The organism is Duganella sp. Root198D2 (assembly GCF_001428585.1).
GTDB lineage: Bacteria > Pseudomonadota > Gammaproteobacteria > Burkholderiales > Burkholderiaceae_D > Rugamonas.
The window spans coordinates 247,929-268,868 of the sequence record NZ_LMIC01000050.1; the positions used below are offsets into that span (position 1 = coordinate 247,929).

Annotated in this window: 19 protein-coding genes; 10 read left to right on the forward strand and 9 right to left on the reverse strand. The window is 61.5% G+C overall.

All coding sequences use genetic code 11. The features are described from left to right. The 5 genes from ASE26_RS28050 (at window position 1) to ASE26_RS30980 (ending at window position 6,792) form a co-directional block, all read left to right on the forward strand. Entirely contained in the window at window positions 1–2,685 is a 2,685-nt protein-coding gene (locus ASE26_RS28050) for a nitrate reductase (protein WP_057247349.1), read from the forward strand. 347 nt (window positions 2,686–3,032) lie between these two features. After that, a complete protein-coding gene (locus ASE26_RS28055; protein WP_055934006.1) occupies window positions 3,033–3,878 on the forward strand; it encodes a hypothetical protein in 846 nt (281 codons plus the stop codon). Window positions 3,879–4,164: 286 nt separating this feature from the next. After that, window positions 4,165–5,703 (forward strand): FAD-dependent monooxygenase, encoded by a 1,539-nt coding sequence (locus tag ASE26_RS28060; RefSeq protein ID WP_055934005.1) that lies wholly within the window; start codon window positions 4,165–4,167, stop codon window positions 5,701–5,703. A 93-nt stretch (window positions 5,704–5,796) separates the two neighbouring features. Further along, window positions 5,797–6,363: a hypothetical protein gene (locus ASE26_RS28065; RefSeq protein ID WP_055934003.1), complete on the forward strand. Its 567-nt coding sequence runs from the start codon at window positions 5,797–5,799 to the stop codon at window positions 6,361–6,363. Window positions 6,364–6,372: 9 nt separating this feature from the next. Then, window positions 6,373–6,792 (forward strand): hypothetical protein, encoded by a 420-nt coding sequence (locus ASE26_RS30980; protein ID WP_156398097.1) that lies wholly within the window; start codon window positions 6,373–6,375, stop codon window positions 6,790–6,792. 341 nt (window positions 6,793–7,133) lie between these two features. Here ASE26_RS30980 and gabD read toward each other — a convergent pair whose 3' ends face one another. Then, a complete protein-coding gene (gene gabD / locus ASE26_RS28070) occupies window positions 7,134–8,588 on the reverse strand; it encodes an NADP-dependent succinate-semialdehyde dehydrogenase (RefSeq protein WP_057247338.1) in 1,455 nt (484 codons plus the stop codon). 114 nt (window positions 8,589–8,702) lie between these two features. Between gabD and ASE26_RS28075 the strand changes: the two genes are divergently transcribed. The 4 genes from ASE26_RS28075 to ASE26_RS28090 are packed head-to-tail and all read left to right on the forward strand — an operon-like array spanning window position 8,703 to window position 13,765. After that, window positions 8,703–9,458 carry a gamma-glutamyl-gamma-aminobutyrate hydrolase family protein gene (locus ASE26_RS28075; RefSeq protein ID WP_055934002.1) on the forward strand — a complete coding sequence of 252 codons (756 nt, stop codon included), beginning with the start codon at window positions 8,703–8,705 and terminating at the stop codon, window positions 9,456–9,458. Between the two features lie 49 nt (window positions 9,459–9,507). After that, window positions 9,508–10,878 (forward strand): glutamine synthetase family protein, encoded by a 1,371-nt coding sequence (locus tag ASE26_RS28080; protein WP_055934000.1) that lies wholly within the window; start codon window positions 9,508–9,510, stop codon window positions 10,876–10,878. A gap of 10 nt (window positions 10,879–10,888) precedes the next feature. Beyond that, window positions 10,889–12,271 carry an aspartate aminotransferase family protein gene (locus tag ASE26_RS28085; protein WP_229207217.1) on the forward strand — a complete coding sequence of 461 codons (1,383 nt, stop codon included), beginning with the start codon at window positions 10,889–10,891 and terminating at the stop codon, window positions 12,269–12,271. A gap of 3 nt (window positions 12,272–12,274) precedes the next feature. Further along, window positions 12,275–13,765, forward strand: coding sequence for an aldehyde dehydrogenase (locus tag ASE26_RS28090; RefSeq protein ID WP_055933996.1), 1,491 nt, complete (start codon window positions 12,275–12,277; stop codon window positions 13,763–13,765). Here ASE26_RS28090 and ASE26_RS28095 read toward each other — a convergent pair. The 8 genes from ASE26_RS28095 to ASE26_RS28125 are packed head-to-tail and all read right to left on the reverse strand — an operon-like array spanning window position 13,762 to window position 19,777. Further along, window positions 13,762–14,301, reverse strand: a complete 540-nt coding sequence (locus tag ASE26_RS28095) for a UPF0149 family protein (RefSeq protein WP_055933994.1) — start codon at window positions 14,299–14,301, stop codon at window positions 13,762–13,764. The two genes, ASE26_RS28090 and ASE26_RS28095, sit on opposite strands and share 4 nt — an antisense overlap. 4 nt (window positions 14,302–14,305) lie before the next feature. Continuing rightward, window positions 14,306–15,148, reverse strand: a complete 843-nt coding sequence (gene panB, locus ASE26_RS28100) for a 3-methyl-2-oxobutanoate hydroxymethyltransferase (protein ID WP_055933992.1) — start codon at window positions 15,146–15,148, stop codon at window positions 14,306–14,308. A 31-nt stretch (window positions 15,149–15,179) separates the two neighbouring features. Continuing rightward, window positions 15,180–15,281, reverse strand: a complete 102-nt coding sequence (locus ASE26_RS32225; RefSeq protein WP_156398108.1) for a hypothetical protein — start codon at window positions 15,279–15,281, stop codon at window positions 15,180–15,182. Between the two features lie 57 nt (window positions 15,282–15,338). Beyond that, the gene (folK, locus tag ASE26_RS28105; RefSeq protein WP_055933989.1) at window positions 15,339–15,815 is read right to left on the reverse strand and encodes a 2-amino-4-hydroxy-6-hydroxymethyldihydropteridine diphosphokinase; all 477 of its coding nucleotides are present in this window, start codon (window positions 15,813–15,815) and stop codon (window positions 15,339–15,341) included. Then, window positions 15,815–17,308: a polynucleotide adenylyltransferase PcnB gene (pcnB, locus tag ASE26_RS28110; protein WP_055933987.1), complete on the reverse strand. Its 1,494-nt coding sequence runs from the start codon at window positions 17,306–17,308 to the stop codon at window positions 15,815–15,817. Before pcnB ends, folK begins: the two co-directional genes overlap by 1 nt. Continuing rightward, window positions 17,301–17,972 carry an HAD family phosphatase gene (locus ASE26_RS28115; RefSeq protein WP_055934477.1) on the reverse strand — a complete coding sequence of 224 codons (672 nt, stop codon included), beginning with the start codon at window positions 17,970–17,972 and terminating at the stop codon, window positions 17,301–17,303. The genes pcnB and ASE26_RS28115 overlap by 8 nt, the downstream gene beginning before the upstream one ends. Further along, a complete protein-coding gene (hda, locus tag ASE26_RS28120) occupies window positions 17,972–18,640 on the reverse strand; it encodes a DnaA regulatory inactivator Hda (RefSeq protein ID WP_055933985.1) in 669 nt (222 codons plus the stop codon). The genes ASE26_RS28115 and hda overlap by 1 nt, the downstream gene beginning before the upstream one ends. Before the next feature lie 51 nt (window positions 18,641–18,691). Next, entirely contained in the window at window positions 18,692–19,777 is a 1,086-nt protein-coding gene (locus ASE26_RS28125) for an AI-2E family transporter (protein WP_055933984.1), read from the reverse strand. Between the two features lie 119 nt (window positions 19,778–19,896). Between ASE26_RS28125 and ASE26_RS28130 the strand changes: the two genes are divergently transcribed. Beyond that, window positions 19,897–20,913, forward strand: a complete 1,017-nt coding sequence (locus tag ASE26_RS28130; RefSeq protein WP_055933982.1) for an ankyrin repeat domain-containing protein — start codon at window positions 19,897–19,899, stop codon at window positions 20,911–20,913. Window positions 20,914–20,940 lie beyond the last annotated feature (27 nt).

The following is a 20,940-nucleotide window of genomic DNA, read 5'->3' on the forward strand; positions in this document are numbered from 1 at the left end:
ATGATTAAGACGACGTGCGCCTATTGTGGTGTTGGTTGTGGTGTCACGGCGACGCCGCGTGAAGGTGGCGGCTTCGATATTGCCGGCGATGCTGCGCATCCCGCCAACCAGGGGCGCCTTTGCGTAAAAGGTTCCGCGCTGGGCGAAACGATTGGCCTGGGAGGCCGCCTGCTGTATCCGATGATGCGCGACCGGAAAAGCGACAGCTCGCTGCAGCGCGTAGCTTGGGGCGAGGCGCTCGACCACGTCGCCGACAAGTGGCGCGCCATCATCGATGAGCATGGCCCGGACGCCGTGGCGTTCTACGTCTCAGGCCAGTTGCTGACCGAAGACTACTACGTCGCCAACAAGCTGGTGAAAGGCTATATCGGCAGCGCCAATATCGACACCAACTCGCGCCTGTGCATGTCGTCCGCCGTGGCCGGCCATAAGCGTGCCTTTGGCGAGGACGTGGTGCCGGTCAATTATGACGATATCGACCACGCCGATATGGTGGTGCTGGTCGGCTCCAACCTGGCCTGGTGCCATCCGATCCTGTTCCAGCGCCTGACGCGCGCCAAGGAAGCGCGTCCCCACATGAAGATCGTGGTGGTAGACCCGCGCCGTACCGCCACCTGCGAATTGGCCGACCTGCACCTGCCAATCAAGCCCGGCACCGACGTCTGGCTGTTCAATGGCCTGCTCGGCTACTTGTCGCGCATCGGTGCGGTTGATCCTGCGTTTGTCGCCGCGCATACCAGCGGCCTGGAAGGCGCGCTGGCGGCCGCCACTCTGACACCGGAGGAAGTGGCGCGTGCCTGCCGCCTGAACCTGCAGGACTTGATGGAGTTCTACGAATCCTTCGCCGCCACCGCCAAGGTAATTACCGGCTTCTCAATGGGCGTGAACCAGTCCGGCGCCGGCACCGACAAGGTGAACAGCATCATCAACTGCCACCTGATCGGCGGCCGTATCGGCAAGCAGGGCATGGGCCCGTTCTCGATCACCGGCCAGCCGAACGCCATGGGCGGCCGCGAAGTAGGCGGCCTGGCGAATATGCTGGCAGCGCACATGGATCTGGACAACGCCGCGCACCGCGATGCCGTGCAAACATTCTGGGAATCGCCGCGCATCGCCTCGCATCCTGGCTTGAAAGCGGTTGACCTGTTTGAAGCCATCGAAGCCGGCCGCGTCAAGGCGGTATGGGTGATCGCCACCAATCCGGTAGTTAGCCTGCCGAACGCCGACCAGGTGCGCCGCGCGCTCGAACGCTGCGAACTGGTGGTGGTATCCGACGTGGTGCGCGACACCGACACCAATGCCTACGCCGACGTCCTCCTGCCCGCGCTGGCATGGGGCGAGAAGGATGGCACGGTCACCAACTCCGAACGCCGCATTTCCCGCCAGCGCGCCTTCCTGCCCGCACCGGGCGAGGCGAGGGCGGATTGGCTGATCCTGTCGCAGTTCGCGCTGCGCATGGGCTATGACGGCTTCGGCTACGCCAGCGCCGCCGAGATCTTCACCGAACACGCCCGCCTGAGCGCCTGGCGCAACAGCGCCGAAGAGCTGCCGCGCGCCTTCAACATCGGCGCGCTGGCCACGCTGGGCGAGTCCGCTTACGACGCCCTCCAGCCGACGCAATGGCCTGCAGTCGCCGCCGCCGATGTCCCGCCAGCGGAACGTCCGTTCGCCGACGGCCGCTTTTCGCACGCCGACGGCCGCGCGCGTTTCGTCGCTACCGTACCGCGCGCCCCGGCCAACCTGCCCGACGGGGAATTCCCGATCTCCCTCAACACCGGCCGCGTGCGCGACCACTGGCACACCATGACCCGTACCGGCCGCGCACCAAAGCTGGCCGACCACATTCCCGAATCCTTCATTGACATGCACCCGCAGGACGCCCTGCTGTGTGGCGTGAAAGAAGGCGAACTGGCGCGTGTCACCAGCCAGTGGGGCAGCATGATCGCGCGCGTCCAGCATGGCGGCGGCATCGCGCGCGGCAGCGCCTTCGTGCCTATTCACTGGAACAGCCAGACCTCTTCCGATGCCCGCGTCGGCGCCGTGGTGAACCCCGTGGTCGACCCGGTCTCGGGTGAACCGGAATTCAAACACACTCCAGTGATGATCGACCGTTTCCCGGTCAAATGGCACGGCTTCATCCTGAGCCGAGATGCGCTGCAACTTGACGCGCTGGCCTACTGGACCAAGGTGCAGGGCAAAGATTTCCAGCGCTACGAACTGGCCGGCCGCAACGCCATCGAAGACTTTGGTGCCTGGGCGCGTCAACTGCTCGGCATCAGCGACGAGGACGCCGACTGGCTCGAATACGCCGACCGCACCTCCGGTGTATTCCGTGCCGTGCACCTGGTCGACGACCGCATCGCGCAATGCCTCTTCATTTCGGCACGGCCCGACCTGCCGGCCCGCCAATGGCTGGCCAGCTTGTTCGACAAACCGCAACTGGAAATGGCCGACCGTGCCGCGCTGCTGGCAGGCCGTCCGATCAGCGCAGGCGCCGACGCCGGTCCGACCGTCTGCTCCTGCTTCGGCGTCGGCCGCAACACCATCTGCAAAGTCATCCGCGAGCAGAACCTGACCACGCCGGCGCAAATCACAGCTTGCGTGAAAGCCGGCGGCAACTGCGGCTCCTGTGTTCCCGAGCTGAAGAAGCTGCTGAGCGAGATCCGGGTGGAGGAAACTGCGTAAAACCTGCCCGCGGTGGAGTTTTCGGCGCCCCGCACCGCAGACCTTACAGTGCGACGCGTACTGAACTAAAATCGGCGCGACGAACACGAAAAAGCTGCATGGCGAGATGTAGCGACCGACGGAAGATAAAGCCGTGGCGGCACTCGTCGCAGCGATCGACGCAAATCCGGCTCATTGGCTCATTTGCCAGACATGCGATCGCATGCGCACCTTCGTCGGCTAAGGGTGCCGAACTCTCCAATCACCTGCGATATATTCTTGAACCCTAGCGTCCTGCCTGGACTACGGTGTCGACCCGGCTGAACCTGTGGTAAGGTTCAAGACACAACTTCTCGCCGGAGTCGCAAATGACTCTTTTGCTGCGGTTTATCCGCTTGTCCGTCTGTATTTTGTGTGTGTCCTCCGCTGCGGTCGCAGGTACGGAAAAGATCCTGCCTGCACCTGCTGTTGAACCGCTTGAACTGCGCGTCGCGGTGTCCTCAGACGGACATGCAGCCTACTTCGTCCGGTTGCTTGAAGAGTCATTGAAGTCGATTCATCAGCCATATCGTCTCCACTACGTAAAGGACGTTCCCGCACGTCGCATGTGGTGGATGCTGAATAAAGGAGACATCAATCTCTTCTACGGCATGCAATCGAAAGAAAAAGACAGCAACGAACAGATAGTCAGGGTGCGTAACGCGTTGACCAATGGCTTGATCGGCCAGCGTGTGTTTTTGATCCGGCAGGCCGATACGGAACCCTTTGCACGGGTCCATTCGGTAGGCGATTTGAAGCGTACCAAAATGATCGCAGGCTTTGGTGCTGGCTGGGGCGATGCGAAGGTATGGCGGAAGACGGGCCTTCCCTTATACGAGCACACAGGGCCTTGGGGCACAATTTATGCGATGGTGGCTGCGGGAAACCGCCACGTCGACTACCTGCCGCGCGGCGTCATTGAGGTAATAGAGGAGGCGCGCTTGCATCCCGAATTAGCGGTGGAGCAGAACCTGGTAGTCGACTATCGGGCCGACTTTGCCTTCTATCTGGCGGCATCGTCCGCCAGGTACCGGCCAATCATCGAGCGCGCTTTGAGGGATGCCGAAGCTTCAGGACTCAAGGCCCGCCTGATCGACGAAGCATTCGGTGCCGACATCAAGGCATTGGGCCTTGATCGCCGGACCCGCCTGCACCTTGCGGCCACCCCTGATTGAATGTCCTGTGGCCTGAATAGCCTCGCCCACATCGTCGGGCATGGACGCGTTGAGGCGCTTTGAGCTGCTTGACTGCATTTTTGCGGCGATGCTATAGTCGGCCTGTCGGAAAAGGCAGACTTGGTTTGGTAAGCCCAAGTCCTTTCGGTAACGAAAGCTCTGGTCTTTGGCCCTTGCGGTAGATCCCCACGACGAATAGTTGACGCGATTTGGCGTTCAATTGTTCGTCCGCGCGGAATCCAGGCTTGGGAACGCTCCGGTCGAACATCGACTAAGGAGCCATGACATGCATATCCCCCATACCAATTTCCATGACGTTTTGATCGCCGGCGCCGGCCCTGTAGGGTTGTTCCTCGCTTGCGAATTGCGGCTCGCAGGCTGCTCAGTGCTTATCCTCGAACAAGCGCTGGATCCTCATACTCCGCTTAAAGAACTTCCGTTCGGCCTGCGAGGCCTCTCGGTGCCGACCATTGAGACCTTTGACCGTCGCGACCTGCTGCGCCATATCGAGGAGAGAGCTGTCGCCCACAACGCTCCGGCAGCCGCACACTGGATGCAGCAAACTCGTCGCCCCGCAGGCCACTTCGCCGGAATTCAGTTCTTCAACGACCAGATCGACAGCACACAGTGGTCCCATCGCGTTCAAAGGCCGGTCAGCAGTGTGGCAGCCGACATGGTAAGTATCGAGGCCGTTCTCGCTGAGCGCGCAGAGGTCTTGGGCGTAGAGATTTTGCGTGGCTGCGGCGTCGAGGATCTGGAGCAATCGGAGAGCGGCGTCACTGTATTCGCAGGAAGACGAGAATTCCGGGGACAGTGGCTCGTCGGCTGCGACGGGGGACGCAGCACCGTTCGCAAGATGGCCCGCATCGGCTTCACCGGCACCGATCCTGAGTTCACCGGTTATTCCGTGCAGGTCAAGATCGCCGAGGCGGACCTGCTCAGGCCCGGTCGCAATTACACGCCAACGGGAATGTACACCTTTGCGCCACCCGGCACAATCGGGATGGTTGATTTTGATGGCGGCGCGTACCATCGTACCAATCCAATCACACGCGAGCACGTCGAGGCGGTGCTACGCAAAATCTCCGGCACTGAAGTCAGGTTAGCGGAACTCGAACTCGCCACGACCTGGACCGACCGCGCCTATCAGGCGACCCAGTACAAGAAAGGACGCGTGCTGTTGGCCGGCGACGCCGCACACGTCCACTCGCCGCTTGGTGGCCAAGGGCTGAACCTTGGGCTTGGCGATGCCATGAACCTCGGTTGGAAGCTCGCAGCAACGATACGCGGACATGCCGCAGTCGAGCTGCTGGATAGCTACCATCGCGAACGGCATCCGGAAGGCGCACGGATTCTCGACTGGTCTCGCGCGCAAGTGGCACTGATGCGCCCCAGCCCGAGTTCGCGCGCGCTTGAATCGATCATTCGCGACCTGCTTAAGACGCCTGACTGCGCCACGTATTTCGCTGGTCGCGTGTGGGGTGTCGCGTCCCGTTATGATCTTGGCGATGCCCATCCACTGCTGGGCCGCAGCGCACCTGACTTCGACCTAATCGATGGGACGAGGCTTCACCAACGCCTGCGAACCGGACGCGGAGTATTGCTCGACCTCGACGCAAGCGAATCGCTAAAGGCACTTACCGCTTGCTGGGATGGCCGCATTCAGTACGTCGCAAGCGATGCGAAGGATCGGCTAGGTCTGAGCGCATTGTTGATACGCCCTGACGGAATCGTTGCCTGGGCCAGTGATGCCGCAGGCAATAAGTCAGGCGCTACCGTTACTGCTTCCAAATGGTTTGGCGACCCTAGCCCCACACACCCATGATATATTGCCAATTTTCCCAGTATGGGATTGGCTGTGAAGCTCCGTGTGGCATAGCGGCCGTGGCGCTCGCCACCCTGTGCTCGATCGTTCCATATGCGTAAACATCTCTTTCCCCTATTGGTTTGTTTCGGCTTGGCCACCGTTTCACTGACCGCAGCCGGCCAGGAATCCACCCAGTATCCCATTGAAATTGCCGATTTCCAGAAGTGGCAAAAATTCCCAGCGGAGTGTGCTGGATATCGCCGCAGTACTGTCAGGGCCTATGCGCCAGAGTTTTCCAACTACTCGGTCACATACCATAGTTTCGGCAGCACGCTAAAAAATGCCGTCACACTGTTCTTCTATCCACGCCCAAGCGATTCTTCCGCTCAGCTACAAAAAGAAGTCTCTGCGGTACTGAATGCGTATGAAGACGCGTACCTCGTGAGTCGACGCCAGATCAAGCTCGAAGCAAAAGGTAAGACTTACGACGCGGCGGTAATCACATTTGAATTCTCTGATACCGTTGATGGATCTCGGCAGCCGCTTAGCTCTCAATTGCTGCTGGTGTTCTTGGAAAAGGGGACGTTCAAGGTGCGCAGCACTTCACTTGCGGAACAGGCGGACGCAGCGGAAGCAGCCGTGCTGGAACTCCTTCAATGCGTAGCATGGTCAACCTGAATCCAGATTATGAAAAACGAATCGTTTTGGGGACTGCTGCATGATGGCGGGATTGATGCGATAAATGGCGAGGTTCCAGGGGCGGTTTCGGTGGAAGTCTCTATTCGATATCTACGCCAGCAATTTCCAGGTGAAGGCACGGGGTTCAGGATTAACCTGGTCAATTGCCGTGAGTTTGCATACTGTGAATATGATTCAGCGCCGGTGACTGATTTTGGTGCTATCGCAGGGCTGGATCCAGAAATCGTAAGCGTGGAAAACGATTCGGATCGCGTAGTTGTGAACTGTGTCATGGGTTGTCTCACGATTTCGTATGACGCCGCTTCAATCCATCTTGATACTGGCGAAGAGGTAACGCTCGATGAACTTTCGGCCGCCAGCCGTGCATATTGGGACTCCTGGGCTACTCGCCACTTACACCGTCCGTAACGGCTGTAGGGCTGACGTGAACTGAAGCCGCATGGAATGAGGCGTTTGAAATTTGTGCCGCTGCGCACATGTACGATGAGAGCCTATTTTGGAAATGAAGATGCTTGGTCTGAGGTCGCTCGAGTGCGCGCGCGAGCGCGTTCTGGAATGGAATGAGTATATTTTTTGAAGATCAAACATTCAATTCCTGATGACCGCCCTTCCCGATGGGAACTGGCCTCTGAACTTACTTCGCGGTGGTATACGGACGTTCAGCAACGGTCCGCCGGTTCATTTTCATCGTTTATTCGTCTCGTGAAAGATGCTGGCGTCGAGCTCAATTTCCATTGAGCGCACTGGGGCTAAATGCCCCCCATGCAGATGTATTTGATGACCAGGTAATCGTCCATGCCGTGCGTCGAACCCTCGCGGCCCAGGCCTGATTGTTTGACGCCGCCGAATGGGGCAACCTCGGTCGAGATCAAGCCGGTGTTCACGCCTACCATGCCGCTCTCCAGGCCTTCCGCCACGCGCCAGATGCGACCGATATCGCGCGAGTAGAAGTAGGCTGCCAGGCCGAACTCAGTATCGTTCGCCAGCGCCAGCGCTTCTTCATCGGTTTTGAAGCGGAACAGCGGCGCCAATGGGCCGAAGGTTTCTTCGTGCGCCACCAGCATGTCGGGCTTCACGTCCGCCAGCACTGTAGGCTGGAAGAAGCTGTGGCCAAGCTCGTGCCGCTTGCCGCCTAGCAGCAAGCGCGCGCCCTTGCCGAGCGCGTCGGCGATATGCTCTTCTACCTTGACGACGGCCTTGTCTTCGATCAGCGGGCCTTGCGTCACGCCGTCATCGGCGCCATTGCCGACTTTGAGTTTGCGTACCGCTTCGACCAGTTTCGACGCGAACGAGTCGTACACGCCGTCCTGCACATAGATGCGGTTCGCGCACACGCAAGTCTGGCCGGCATTGCGGTATTTGGATGCGATAGCGCCTTCCACTGCCGCGTCCAGGTCCGCATCGTCGAACACGATGAAGGGCGCATTGCCGCCCAATTCAAGGGACAGTTTTTTGATCGTCGGGGCGCACTGTTCCATCAGCAGCCGGCCGACGGCAGTCGAACCGGTGAAACTCAATTTGCGCACGATCGGGTTAGAGGTCATTTCGCCGCCGATTTCGCGCGAGGCCCCTGTAATCACGCTGAACACGCCCGCTGGAACGCCGGCGCGCTCTGCCAGCACGGCTAAGGCCAGTGCGGAGAAGGGCGTGAGCTCCGCCGGCTTGACTACCATCGGGCAGCCTGCCGCCAACGCAGGGCCGGCCTTACGCGTAATCATCGCTGCAGGGAAGTTCCATGGGGTGATTGCTGCGCTGACGCCAATCGGCTCGCGCGTGACCACCACACGCTTGTCTGCCCATGGCGATGCCAGGGTTTCGCCGGCAATTCGCTTGGCCTCTTCGCCGAACCATTCGATAAAGGAGGCGGCGTACGCGATTTCGCCTTTGGATTCGGCCAGCGGCTTGCCCTGTTCCGCTGTCATCAGCGCAGCCAGGTCGTCGGCATTGGCGAGAATCAGGTCACTCCACTTGCGCAGGATGGCGGCGCGCGCCTTTGCCGGTTTCTTGCGCCATTCAGGCCATGCGGCATTCGCGGCTTCGATGGCGCGGCGCGTTTCGGCAGCGCCCATTTTCGGCACGCTGCCAAGCGTTTCCCCAGTCGCTGGATTGGTGACGCTGATCGTTGCTCCCCCGTCGGCATCGCACCATTGGCCAGCGATATAACACTGTTGGCGCAGAAGGCTGGGATCTTTCAGGTTCAGCATGATTCACCTCCGAAGTAAAAATCCAGTATACCGGCTATCACACTGTACGGTTGCCACATTCCAAAATTGGGAATAAGATCAAGCTGCACACTGATAGTTACCGAAGAACTAAACATGCGCCGCCCCATCGTACTGGTCCCCGCCTGCAGCCAGAATAAAGGCTCCCATCCCAGCTACGCCGCTCAAAACAAATACGTTGATGCGGTGGCTGTGGGAGCGCGCTGCCAGCCGTTGTTGATCCCTCCATTGGGCGACAACACGGATATTGAAAGCCTGCTCGGCATCGCCAATGGCGTCATGCTGACCGGCGCTGCCTCCAATGTACAGGCCACCCTGTATGGGCAGGAAACGCTCGATTCCTCGCTGCCGCTGGATCCCGCGCGCGATGCGACCACCTTGCCCTTGATTCGCGCCGCGCTGACGCACGGCGTTCCGATACTGGCAATTTGCCGCGGCTTCCAGGAATTGAACGTGGCGCTGGGCGGAACGCTGCACCAGGCCGTGCATACCGTGCCCGGCTACTTTGACCACCGCGAGGACAAGGCCCAATCACTGGAGCAGCAGTACGCTGCGGCGCACCGCGTCACGCTTGAAAAAGGCGGTTTGCTGGCGCATATCCTCGATGGTGCTAGCGAAATACAAGTAAATTCGCTGCACGGGCAGGGCATCGACCGCCTGGCGCCCGGCTTGCAGGTCGAAGCCCGTTCCGATGATGGCTTGATCGAAGCATATTCCATCGCGGCTTCTCCTTCATTTGCGCTGGCGGTGCAATGGCACCCCGAATGGCGCGTCGAGGAGAACCACGACTCCATGCGCATGTTCAGCGCATTCGGCCTTGCGTGCCGCGTGCATAGGGATCGTATTCCTTAGGTGGCTTCCTTCAGTAGTGCTGTTTTTTTAAACTACCTGAGAGGAAGCTATGGCAATCCGCGAAAATTTCAGTTACACCGACATGGACGAGTGGCTCAATGAAAAGCGAGTCACCGAGATCGAATGCCTGGTCCCCGACCTGACCGGCGTCGCACGCGGGAAGATTCTCCCGCGCGGCAAATTCACCCAGGAACGCGGCATGCGCATTCCTGAAGCGGTACTTGGCATGACGGTCACCGGCAATTATCCGACCGAGGACGATGCCTACGACCGCGCTATTTCCAGCACCGACCGCGACATGATCCTGAAGGCCGATCCTACTACCATCACCATGGTGCCGTGGGCTGTCGACCCGACGGCGCAAGTGATCCATGACTGCTATTTTAGCGACGGTCGCCTGGTGGATTTCGCGCCGCGTTCCGTGCTGCGCCGTGTCCTGAAGCTGTTCGAGGACAAGGGCTGGAACCCGGTGGTCGCGCCGGAACTTGAGTTCTACCTGACCGACAAGAACTCCGATCCCGACCTGCCGCTGAAGGCGCCCATTGGCCGCAGCGGCCGCGCCGAAACCAGCCGCCAGGTGTACAGCATCGATGCGGTGAATGAGTTCGACCCGCTGTTCGAGGATATTTACGATTACTGCGACTTGATGGGCCTTGATGTCGATACCCTGATCCATGAAATCGGCGCCGGCCAGATGGAGATCAACTTCCTGCACGGCGAGCCGCTTGGCCTGGCGGACAAGGTGTTCTTCTTCAAGCGCACCTTGCGCGAGGCGGCATTGAAGCACCATATGTACGCAACCTTCATGGCCAAGCCGATGGCGGGCGAGCCGGGATCGGCGATGCATATCCACCAGAGCGTGATTGATGCACGCAGCGGCTGGAACATCTTCAGCAACCAGGATGGCTCGCCGTCGCAACTGTTCAAGGCATATATCGGCGGCCTGCAGCGTTACATGCCGAGCGCCCTGGCCATAGTGGCGCCGTATGTGAATTCCTACCGCCGGCTGGTGCGCCACACGGCGGCGCCGATCAATATCCAGTGGGGCATGGACAACCGCACCGTTGGCTTCCGCGTGCCGGAGGCGGGCGTGCAGGACCGCCGCGTGGAAAACCGCATCATTGGTGCCGACGCCAACCCCTATCTCGCGCTGGCGGTCACGCTGGCTTGCGGCTACCTGGGCATGACCGAAGGACTGGAGCCGACTGCGCCGACGATGGGCAGTGCCTACGATATGAAGTACGAGCTGCCGCAAGGGCTGCCGGAGGCCCTGGGCATCCTGCGCGCCGAAGACAAGCTGCGTTTCGTGCTCGGCGAGCGTTTCATCGACGTGTACGCCGCCATCAAGGACCTGGAACACCAGGAGTTCATGACCGTCATCAGCCCGTGGGAGCGCGAGCACCTGCTGCTGCATGTCTGAGGAGGCGATCATGGACGATACCAAGTCTATCCAGGCGCGCGACCATGCGCATTACATGCATCCTTTCACCGACCACAAGGCGCTCGGCGAGCGCGGCGTGCGCGTGATGGTGCGTGGCGAAGGTATCTATCTTTGGGATTCGGACGGCAAGAAGATTTTGGACGGCATGTCGGGCCTGTGGTGCGTGAATGTCGGCTACGGCCGGCACAGCATTTCAAAGGCGGTGTTCGACCAGATGGAGACGCTGCCCTTCTATAACAGCTTTTTCAACACGACCAATGTGCCGGCCGTGAAGCTGGCCTCCAAGCTGGCGGAAATCGCGCCGCCGGGGTTCAAGCATGTGTTCTTCACCGGTTCCGGCTCGGAGGCAAACGACACCAATGTGCGCATGGTGCGCCGCTATTGGGACTTGAAGGGCCAGCCGCACCGGCACACCATCATCAGCCGCTTCAATGCCTATCATGGCAGCACCATGGCGGGAGCTTCACTGGGCGGCATGGAGGGCATGCACGCGCAGGGCGGCTTGCCGATTCCGGGCATTGTGCATATCCGCCAGCCGAATTATCTCGAGTCCGGGCGCGGCATGACGGAGGACGAATTCGGCATCGAGGCTGCCTCATGGTTGGAGCAGAAGATCCTCGACGTCGGCCCGGAGAAGGTCGCGGCCTTCATCGGCGAACCGATCCAGGGCGCCGGCGGCGTGGTGATCCCGCCGCGCACCTACTGGCCCGAGATCCAGCGCATCTGCGACAAGTACGGCATTCTCCTGATCGCGGATGAAGTAATCACCGGGTTCGGCCGCACCGGCCGCATGTTCGCCTGCGAGTACTTCGATTTCAAGCCGGACCTGATCACGTTCGCCAAGGGCGTCACCTCGGGCTATATTCCCCTCGGCGGCGTGCTGGTGGGCGAGCGCGTGGCGGAAGTGCTGATCGGGCAGGGCGGCGAATTCGCGCACGGCTTCACTTACTCCGGCCACCCCGTCGCCTGCGCGGCGGCGCTGGAGACGATCCGCATCATCGAAGAAGAAAATCTGGTGCAGCGGGTGGCGGAAGACACCGGCCCCTATCTGGCGCAACGCTTCGCCACGCTGGGCGAGCACCCGCTGGTCGGCTATGCCAATAGCTGCGGCTTCGTCGCGGGCCTGAATCTCGTGCGGCGCAAGGGGCCAACTATCCACGGCAACGAATACTTCGATCCGAAGCTGGAAGTGGGGATGGTATGCCGAGGCTATATGTTCAACAACGGCATGATCATGCGCGCCGTGGGCGACCGCATGATCATCGCGCCGCCACTGGTGATGACGCGCGAACAGATCGATGAAATGGTGGGCCTGATCCGGCGCTGCCTTGACGATACCTATGCGGACCTGCAGCAGAGAGGATGGATGTAAGCCATGGCAAAAGAAGCGATCAACTGGCACGAACGTGCCAAGATGCTGACCCTTGACGGGCGCGCTTTCATCAACGGTGAACGCACCTGGGCGCGCGGTGAGCGCAAGTTCGACAACTTGTCTCCCATTGATGGCCGCTACCTGTCGCAGACCGCGCGATGCGACGCGGCCGACGTCGACCAGGCTGTCGCAGTGGCGCGCCGGGCCTTCGACAGCGGCCGCTGGGCGAGCCAGGCGCCGGCGCAGCGCAAGCGCGTGCTGGTCAGGTTCGCTGAGCTGATGATGCAGAACAAGGACGAACTGGCGCTGCTCGAAACGCTGGACATGGGCAAGCCGATCAAATACAGCCAGGTGGTCGATGTTTCGCTCGCAGCGAATTGCATCCGCTGGTATGGCGAGGCGATCGACAAGGTGTACGGAGAAATTGCACCGACACCGGGCAACTCTTTGGCCCTGATCACGCGCGAGCCGGTTGGCGTGGTGGCGGCCATCGTGCCGTGGAATTATCCGCTGCTGATGGCGGCGTGGAAGATTGCGCCTGCGCTGGCGGCCGGCAACAGCGTGGTGCTCAAACCATCAGAGAAGTCTCCGCTGTCGGCGCTGCGGCTGGCGGAACTGGCGGTGGAGGCGGGCATCCCGCCCGGCGTGTTCAATGTACTTCCTGGATACGGCAACGAGGCCGGCGCGGCGCTGGCGATGCACATGGATGTGGACTGCATTGGTTTCACCGGTTCTACGCGTACGGGCAAGCAGATCATCCAGATGGCGGGCCAGTCGAACCTCAAGCGGGCGTGGACGGAACTGGGCGGCAAGTCGGCCAATATCGTCTGCGCCGATTGCCCCGATCTTGACGCGGCCGTCGCCGCTGCGGTCGGCTCGATCTACTTCAACCAGGGCGAAAGCTGCAACGCGCCTTCACGGCTGTTCGTGGAGGAAGCGATCAAGGACAGGTTCCTGGAGAAAGCGCTGGCCCTGGTGCCGTCCTATGCGCCTGGCGATCCGCTCGACGAAAAGACGGTCATGGGGGCGATTGTCGATTCGATCCAGATGAAAACCGTGATGGGCTTTATCGACGCCGGCCGCGACGAGGGAGCGAAACTGCTCGCCGGCGGCAATGCGGTACGCAAGGAGACCGGTGGCTTCTACGTCGAGCCGACGCTGTTCGACGGCGTGCAGAACACGATGAAGATCGCGCGGGAAGAGATTTTCGGCCCGGTGTTGTCGGTGCTGTCGTTCAAGGATCTCGACGAGGCCGTGAAGCAGGCGAACGATACGCCATACGGCTTGCACGCTGCGGTGTGGACGTCGGATATTTCGAAAGCGATTCGCACTTCGCGCGCGCTGAAGGCGGGCACCGTGCACGTCAACCAGTACGATGGCGACGATATCACGGTGCCGTTCGGCGGCTACAAACAGTCAGGCAATGGACGCGACAAGTCGTTGCATGCCTTCGACAAGTACACCGAACTGAAGACGACCTGGATTCAAATTTAAGCGCCGCAGCACTTCTTGAATTTCTTGCCGCTGCCGCAAGGACAGGGATCGTTGCGGCCCGCCTTGGCCACCTTAGGTTGCGGCGCGTGGAAGAACTCGTTGATCTTGATGACGGCCTGCGGCAGCTTGGCGGCGTTCAGCGGCGCCTGGAATGGCAGCAGCAAGGCCGGCTGCTGGGCGCGCAGAGGAGCCCAGGCATCGGGGGCCATGCTGACTCCCGCCATAAAGCCGTCGCACCACGCCTCCACAGTCCAGCTGCCGCCGCATTCGTAGATCGGCTCGAAGCTGCCCGGATCTTTCTGCATCCAGACGCGCATGTAGTCATGATGACGCAAGACCAGCGCGGCGGCTTCGTCGCTGCCGGCGGCGCCGCCCCAGACGACGGACAGCCAGGTTTCTTGCGCCACGTTGGCCGGGCCGATCACCAGCGCGGTCAGGAAGCCTTCCAGCTTGGCCACGTCCATGCTCTGCGGGCCGATTGCGGCCAGCAGGTCGTCGAGTTGGTCGTACTCGTCGTCGTTAAGCGGGTTGCTCATGGTTTCAGAAGCAGTGTTCGACTGCCGGGAAGGTGCCGCCTTTGACGGCGTCAATGTAGGCCGTCACCGCAGCCTGGATCGACACCTGGCCTTCCATGAAATTCTTCACGAAGCGCGCTTTGCGGCCCGGGAATACGCCCAGCATATCGTGCATCACCAGCACCTGGCCCGAGCAATCCGGACCTGCGCCGATGCCGATGGTCGGCATCGACAGCATGTCGGTCACTTCCTTGCCCAGCGCGGTAGGAATAGCTTCCAGCACCACCATGGCGGCACCGGCAGCCTGCAGCTTGAGCGCATCCTGCTTCAGCAGTTCGGCGCTTTCGATGGTCTTGCCCTGCACCTTGTAGCCGCCCAGCGTGTGCACGGACTGCGGGGTCAGGCCCAGGTGCGCGCAAACCGGGATCGAACGCTCCACCAGAAAGCGCACGGTTTCAGCAACCCAGGCGCCGCCTTCGATCTTCACCATATGCGCGCCGGCCTGGATCAATTGCACGGCGTTGTGGAACGCCTGCTCCGGCGTGGCATAGGAGCCGAACGGCATGTCGGCCAGGATCAGCGCGTTCTTCGCGCCGCGGGCTACCGCGGCAGTGTGGTAGGCGATTTCCTGCACGGTCACCGGCAGGGTGGACTGGTGGCCGTTGCACACCATGCCCAGGGAATCACCGATCAGCAGGACCTCCACGCCGCAGCCGTCCATCAGGGAGGCGAAGCTGGCATCGTAGCAGGTCAGCATGGTGATCTTTTCGCCGGCTGCCTTCAGCGCGTTGATCGAGGGGATCGTGACTGCCTTGGTCGGCACGGCACGGGTAGGCGCCGGGTAAGGGTTTTGCAGGTTGCCAGACATGGTATGTCCTCAGAATCGGAAAATCGATATTCTAACTGCGGAGAATAAAGTACACAGCGCCCATCGCGGCGACCAGCCAGGACTTGTTAGAGAAGTTCTTCAGGTGTCCGTACCACGCCACAGTCAAAAAGATGTTGGGGACTTTTGCTTTTGAACCGGTAAACCAGGGTCTGACCCTGGTTTACCGGTTTTAAAGGCGGATAATACCTTGATCAGAAACCGACGGCGCGAAATCAGCCGCGCGTCCCAGGCCCGGCAGCACCACACCAGGCGCCAGTTCAAGAAGCGGCATCAAGACAAACGCCCGCAAATGCATGCGCGGATGCGGCACAACCAGCGTAGGCGTCGTAATCTGCTCCTCGCCATACAGCAGCAGATCCAGGTCCAGCGTGCGCGGCGCATTGAAGTACGGCCGTTCACGCCCATGCGCCTGCTCGATATCGAACAGCGCCTCCAGCAAAGCCTGGGCAGGCAGGGCGGTGCTGACACGCGCAACAGCATTGATATAGTCGTCGCCGGAAGAATCAATCGGCGCGGTACGGTACAGCGAAGACACCGCCTCCAGCGTAGCGCCTGGCAGCTTGCCCAGGCGCTCCACTGCATCCAGCACATTGGCCCGGGCATCGCCGAGATTGGCGCCGATGCCGATGAAGGCAGTAACAGGCATCAAGCGTCGCCGGCGGGGGCGTTGCCGCCACCACTACGACGGCCGCGGCGTGGACGGCGGCGGCGCTTGCGGGCGGGCGCCTCGCCTTCGGCTGGAGGGTTCAGGAATTCGTCGTCATCCGACTCGTCGCCTTCATCGGCATCAGTTGGCGCGTCGGCAGGAACATCATCCTGCGCGGCCGCACGGCTGCCGCGGCGCGGCGCTGCTTTCTTTTTCTTGCCGCCGGACGAAGCAACCGACACCAGCTCGGCGCGCACGGTCTCGTCGGCCTCGTAGAAGGCAGTCCACCAGTCGCCCAGCTCGCGGTCGATCTCGCCGGACGCGCAGCGCAGCAGCAGGAAATCGTAGCCGGCGCGGAAGCGCAGGTGCTCCAGCAGCTTGTAAGGGTTCTTGCCATTGCGGCGCTCAAAGCGCGGCTGCATGGCCCAGATATCGCGCATGTCGGAACCGATCTTGCGCTGAATGGCCAGCTTCTCGGTCTGCGAATCCAGCACTTCGTCCGCCGCCAGGTGCAGCGCAGGAATCGGGAGCTCGCCCGCAGCCTGGTAGGCCTGCCACTTCTCCAGCACCTGGTGCCACAGCAGGGAAGCGAACAGGAAGCCCGGCGACACGGTCTTGCCGGCCATCACGCGCTTGTCGGTGGAATCCAGCGCCAGGGTCACGAACTTGGTGCCCATCGGCTGTTCCAGCACCACGTCCAGCATCGGCAGCAGGCCATGGTGCAGGCCTTCCTTGCGCAGCTGCTGCAGGCAGGCCAGGGCCTGGCCGGAAGTGAGCAGCTTGAGCATCTCGTCGAACACGCGCGCCGCCGGCACGTTGTCGATCAGCGGCGCCATCACGCCGATCGGTTCGGCGGTCGAGCGCTCGATGGAGAATTTCAGCTTGGCGGCAAAGCGCACCACGCGCAGCATGCGCACCGGGTCTTCGCGGTAGCGCGCCTCCGGCTGGCCGATGATGCGCAGCGTCTTGGCGCGGATATCTTCGATACCGCCGTGGTAGTCCAGCACTTCCTGCGTGGCAGGGTTGTAGTACATGGCGTTGATGGTGAAGTCGCGGCGTTCCGCATCTTCCGCCTGAGAGCCGAAGGTGTTATCGCGCAGCACGCGGCCATGCTCGTCCTTCGGCGCATTGTCGGTGGCGGTGCCGCGGAAGGTGGTCACCTCCAGCAGGTCCTGGCCGAACATCACGTGCACGATCTGGAAACGGCGGCCGATGATGAAAGCGCGGCGGAACAGGCGCTTGACCTGCTCCGGCGTGGCGTTGGTGGCGACGTCGAAGTCTTTCGGCTTTACGCCAAGCAGCAGGTCGCGCACGGCGCCGCCGACCACGAAGGCTTCAAAGCCGGCTTCCTGCAGCGTACTGGTGACGCGGATGGCGTTGTTCGACACCATGCGCGGGTCGATGCCATGGTCCTTGGCGCCTAGTACGACAGGCTCGTTGCTGGGTCTCGCGCTCTTGACGCCGAGGATCTTGCGGATGAATTTCTTAATCATTGAACAGGTGAATTAGTGGCCAGCCTTGCGCGCTCGCGTGCTCGGACAGCTTGGCGTTCGGGTTGGTCGCGATCGGATGGCTGACGATCGACAGCAGCGGCAGGTCGTTATGGGAATCGCTGTAGAAGTGGACGCTTTCGAAGCTGTCCAGCGTATGCCCCATCTTTTCGAGCCATGCCTTGGTGTGCACGATCTTGCCTTCGCCCTGGGTTGGCGTGCCGACCAGTTTGCCGGTGATGCGGCCGGCGGCATCGCGCTCCGGCATCGCGGCAATCAGGTGCTCCACGCCGAAGGCCTTGGCAATCGGCGCGACGACAAAGTGGTTGGTCGCCGTCACGATTGCCACCAGGTCGCCAGCGTCGAGGTGCTTTTGCAGCAGCGCGCGGGCGGAAGGCAGGATATTCGGCATCACCACTTCGGTCATGTACTGCTGCTGCAGTTCGGCCAATTGCCCGGGCTCAAAGGTGGCCAGGGTTCCGAGCGAAAATTCCAGGTATTCCACGGGGTCCAGGGTGCCCGCCTGGTATTGCGCGAAGAATTCCTCGTTGCGGCGCTTGAATTCAGCGGCATCGACAGCGCCCACGCGGCACAGGAACTGGCCCCACTCGAAATCGGAATCGATCGGCAGCAGGGTATGGTCAAGGTCGAACAGGGCGAGTTTCATCATTCTTTCGCTTCCTCCTGCAGCCATTCGCGCAGCAGGGGCAGGGTGATCGGGCGTTTGGTTTCCAGTGAATACTGGTCGAGCGAGTCGAGCATCGAGGACAGCGATACCATGTCGCGCTGGAAGTGCGACAGCAGGTAAGGTAGCACACCGGGTGAGAGGATCAAGCCGCGCGCTTCCGCCATTTGTGTCAGCGTTGCAAGCTTTTCCTCGTCGGTCAGGCCATGGATCTGGTACACCAGGCCCCAGCCCATGCGCGTGCGCAAGTCCTCGCGCACCGGCAGCACGGCCGGGGCGACCGAGCCCGCGCTCACCATGAAGGCATTATTGGCGCGAATCTCGTTGAACAGGGCAAAGGCATCGATCTGGGCCACCGGCGACAGCTTTTCGCAGTCGTCCAGCAGGTACAGGTCCACCTCCGGCGAATACAGGAACTCGGTTTCAATCGAAAACGGCGAAATATAGCGCGCGCGTTCGCTCGAGGCGAGCGCCTTCAGCAGGTGCGACTTGCCTGCGCCGGTTTCCCCCCACAGGTAGGCGAAATGCTCGCGGGAGCTGCGTTCGGCGAACTGGCGCATCAGCGCCGCCACCTCGGCATTGCGGCCCACCTCGAACGACTCGAGGGTGCACACCGGCTCCGCACCCAGGTCAAGCACCAGCTGTTTCATTGGACTTGTCCCGGCATCGTGGATTTTTTGCTAACGTAATCGATCTTCACACTACGCATTATAAAAGCTGCTGCGCATGTAGTGGCGGCGCAGGTGCCTAAAACCGACCATTAAGAGGGCGGAAGCCGGTAAAGCGAGCAATACGCCGACGAATCCGAACAGCTGGCCGAAGGCCAACAGGGCAAAAATCACAGCCAGCGGATCGAGGCCGATACGCTCGCCTACCAGGCGCGGCGTCAGGATGAAACCCTCGATCACCTGGCCCAGGCCATAGATGATGGCCACGGCCACCAGCCCGCTCCAGTCGGTAAATTGCAGCACCGCCGCCATCAGCGCCAGCAGCAGGCCCAGACCAAAGCCGAGATAGGGAATGAATACCAGCACGCCCGACAGGATGCCGACCGGCAGCGCGACGTCGAAACCGGCCACCGCCAGGGCCGTGGAGTAATAAACCGACAACACCAGCATCACCATCAACTGGCCGCGCAGGTACTGGGCCAGCAGGACATCCGACTCGCGCGCCATGTCCATGGTGGCGCCGATATAGCGGCGCGGCACGGCAGCGGCGATGCGGGCCAGCAGTTGGTGCCAGTCCAGCAACAGGTAGAACAGCACGACCGGGATCAGCACCAGCGTCGCCAGCCAGCCCAGCACGGCGCTGCCGCCGGTGCGCGCGGAATTCAGTACCGCAGTCCAGATCTGGTTGCCGCTTTCGGCCATCTTTTCCGCCACCAGGGCCTTGATACTGGCGCCATCGAGGGTGAACTCCACGCCCAGCTGCTGCAGGCGCGGGCCCAGCGTGTCATTCAGCTTGGCCAGCGATGCGGGAATCGCCGCCTGCAGCAGCGGGATCTCCTTTTGCAGCACCGGCACCACAATCAGCAGCAGCGCCAGCACGGCGGCGCCAAACAGGGTGATAACGACGGATACGGCCAGCGCACGCGGCATTTTCCAGCGCCGGAACATGCGCAGGCGGCACAGCTTGTCGACAGCGGGATTCAGCGCATAAGCGAAAATGGCAGCCGCCAGGAAGGGCGTCAGCACCGGACCCAGGATCCACAGGAGGAAAAAGAAGGCGGCCCAGACAGACACCCAGAATAGCGTTTGTTTTTGTTCTGCCGAGAGGGGAAGGGGCATCTTCTGGGGCGTGGTAGGGACGAAGGAAGGGCTATTCTAACGCCTCGGCTGTTAAAAACACCATGCGCCAAGCCTATCAGTAGTTTAATATTTCTATAAGTCAACTCCGATCTGATGTCATGCTGTCTGTCCGTACCCAAGCCGCCCTGGCGGCCCTGTCCCTGGCCTTTGCCGCGCATACCCCTGCCATGGCAGCGGACGATGGTGAAAAATGCGAAGGCTTCAACCGCCTGCTGTGCATGCCCCTTGCCGCCGCAGCCAGCGTGGCCGACGCCGCAGCCAGCGTCGCCGAAGCGGTGAACTTCAAGAAGCCATCCAGCAAGGTCGTCGACGCGACGGATGAGGGCGACCTGGCCCGCATCAAGCGCTTCGATCCCAGGAAGGATCCCAGCTTCGCCCCGGAAAACATGCTGGGCGTGGCGGTCAACACCTACCTGACCAAGCCCGATCCGGCCAAGGACGCCAAGCGTTTCGCCGTCCTTGAATACCTGGTCGACAAGTCCGACATCGCCGGCGAGCTGGGCACCGTACTGCTGCAGGAAACCGTGAACCAGGCCTATTTCGCCCGCAATGCCCCGCAGGAAAGCTGGCCGCGCCGCCTGGCGCTGGCCCACCTGCTGGTCGAGCGCGGCGCCAGCGCCAGGGGCATCAACCTGTCCACTTGCGACCATTGTGAGACCGACAACGAATTCCTTGCGCTGCTGATCCAGGCCGGCGCCAACCCGAACGTGCAGTCGACGACCTACTCGGCCCTGCTCAACCGCTTCATCCGCAAGGACCAGTTCGACGCCGCCAGGCGCCTGGTCGCCCTTGGCGCCGATCCAAACGGCAGCACCTGGGGCAAGCGCAGCATGCTGGTACGCCTGGTCAGCGAATGCGACAAGGACATGACGCGCAACCTGGTGCCATCCGACCGCTTCGACGCGGAATGGCAGAAATGCGTTTCCGCGGTCACGACGCGCGTCAGCTTCGCCATCGAACAGGGCGCCGACCCGAATGGCAAAGCCAACCCTGACAACGAGTGCCTGACGCCCTACGACGTGGCGCTGGAAAAGAAGAATGAAGAACTGGCCGCTCGCCTGCTGAAGCTCGGTGCCCGCTCCAGGTTTGGGGAAGTTTGCCGCTCCGGGGGCTGAAAATCGAAGGTTCGGGGGGTAAAAATG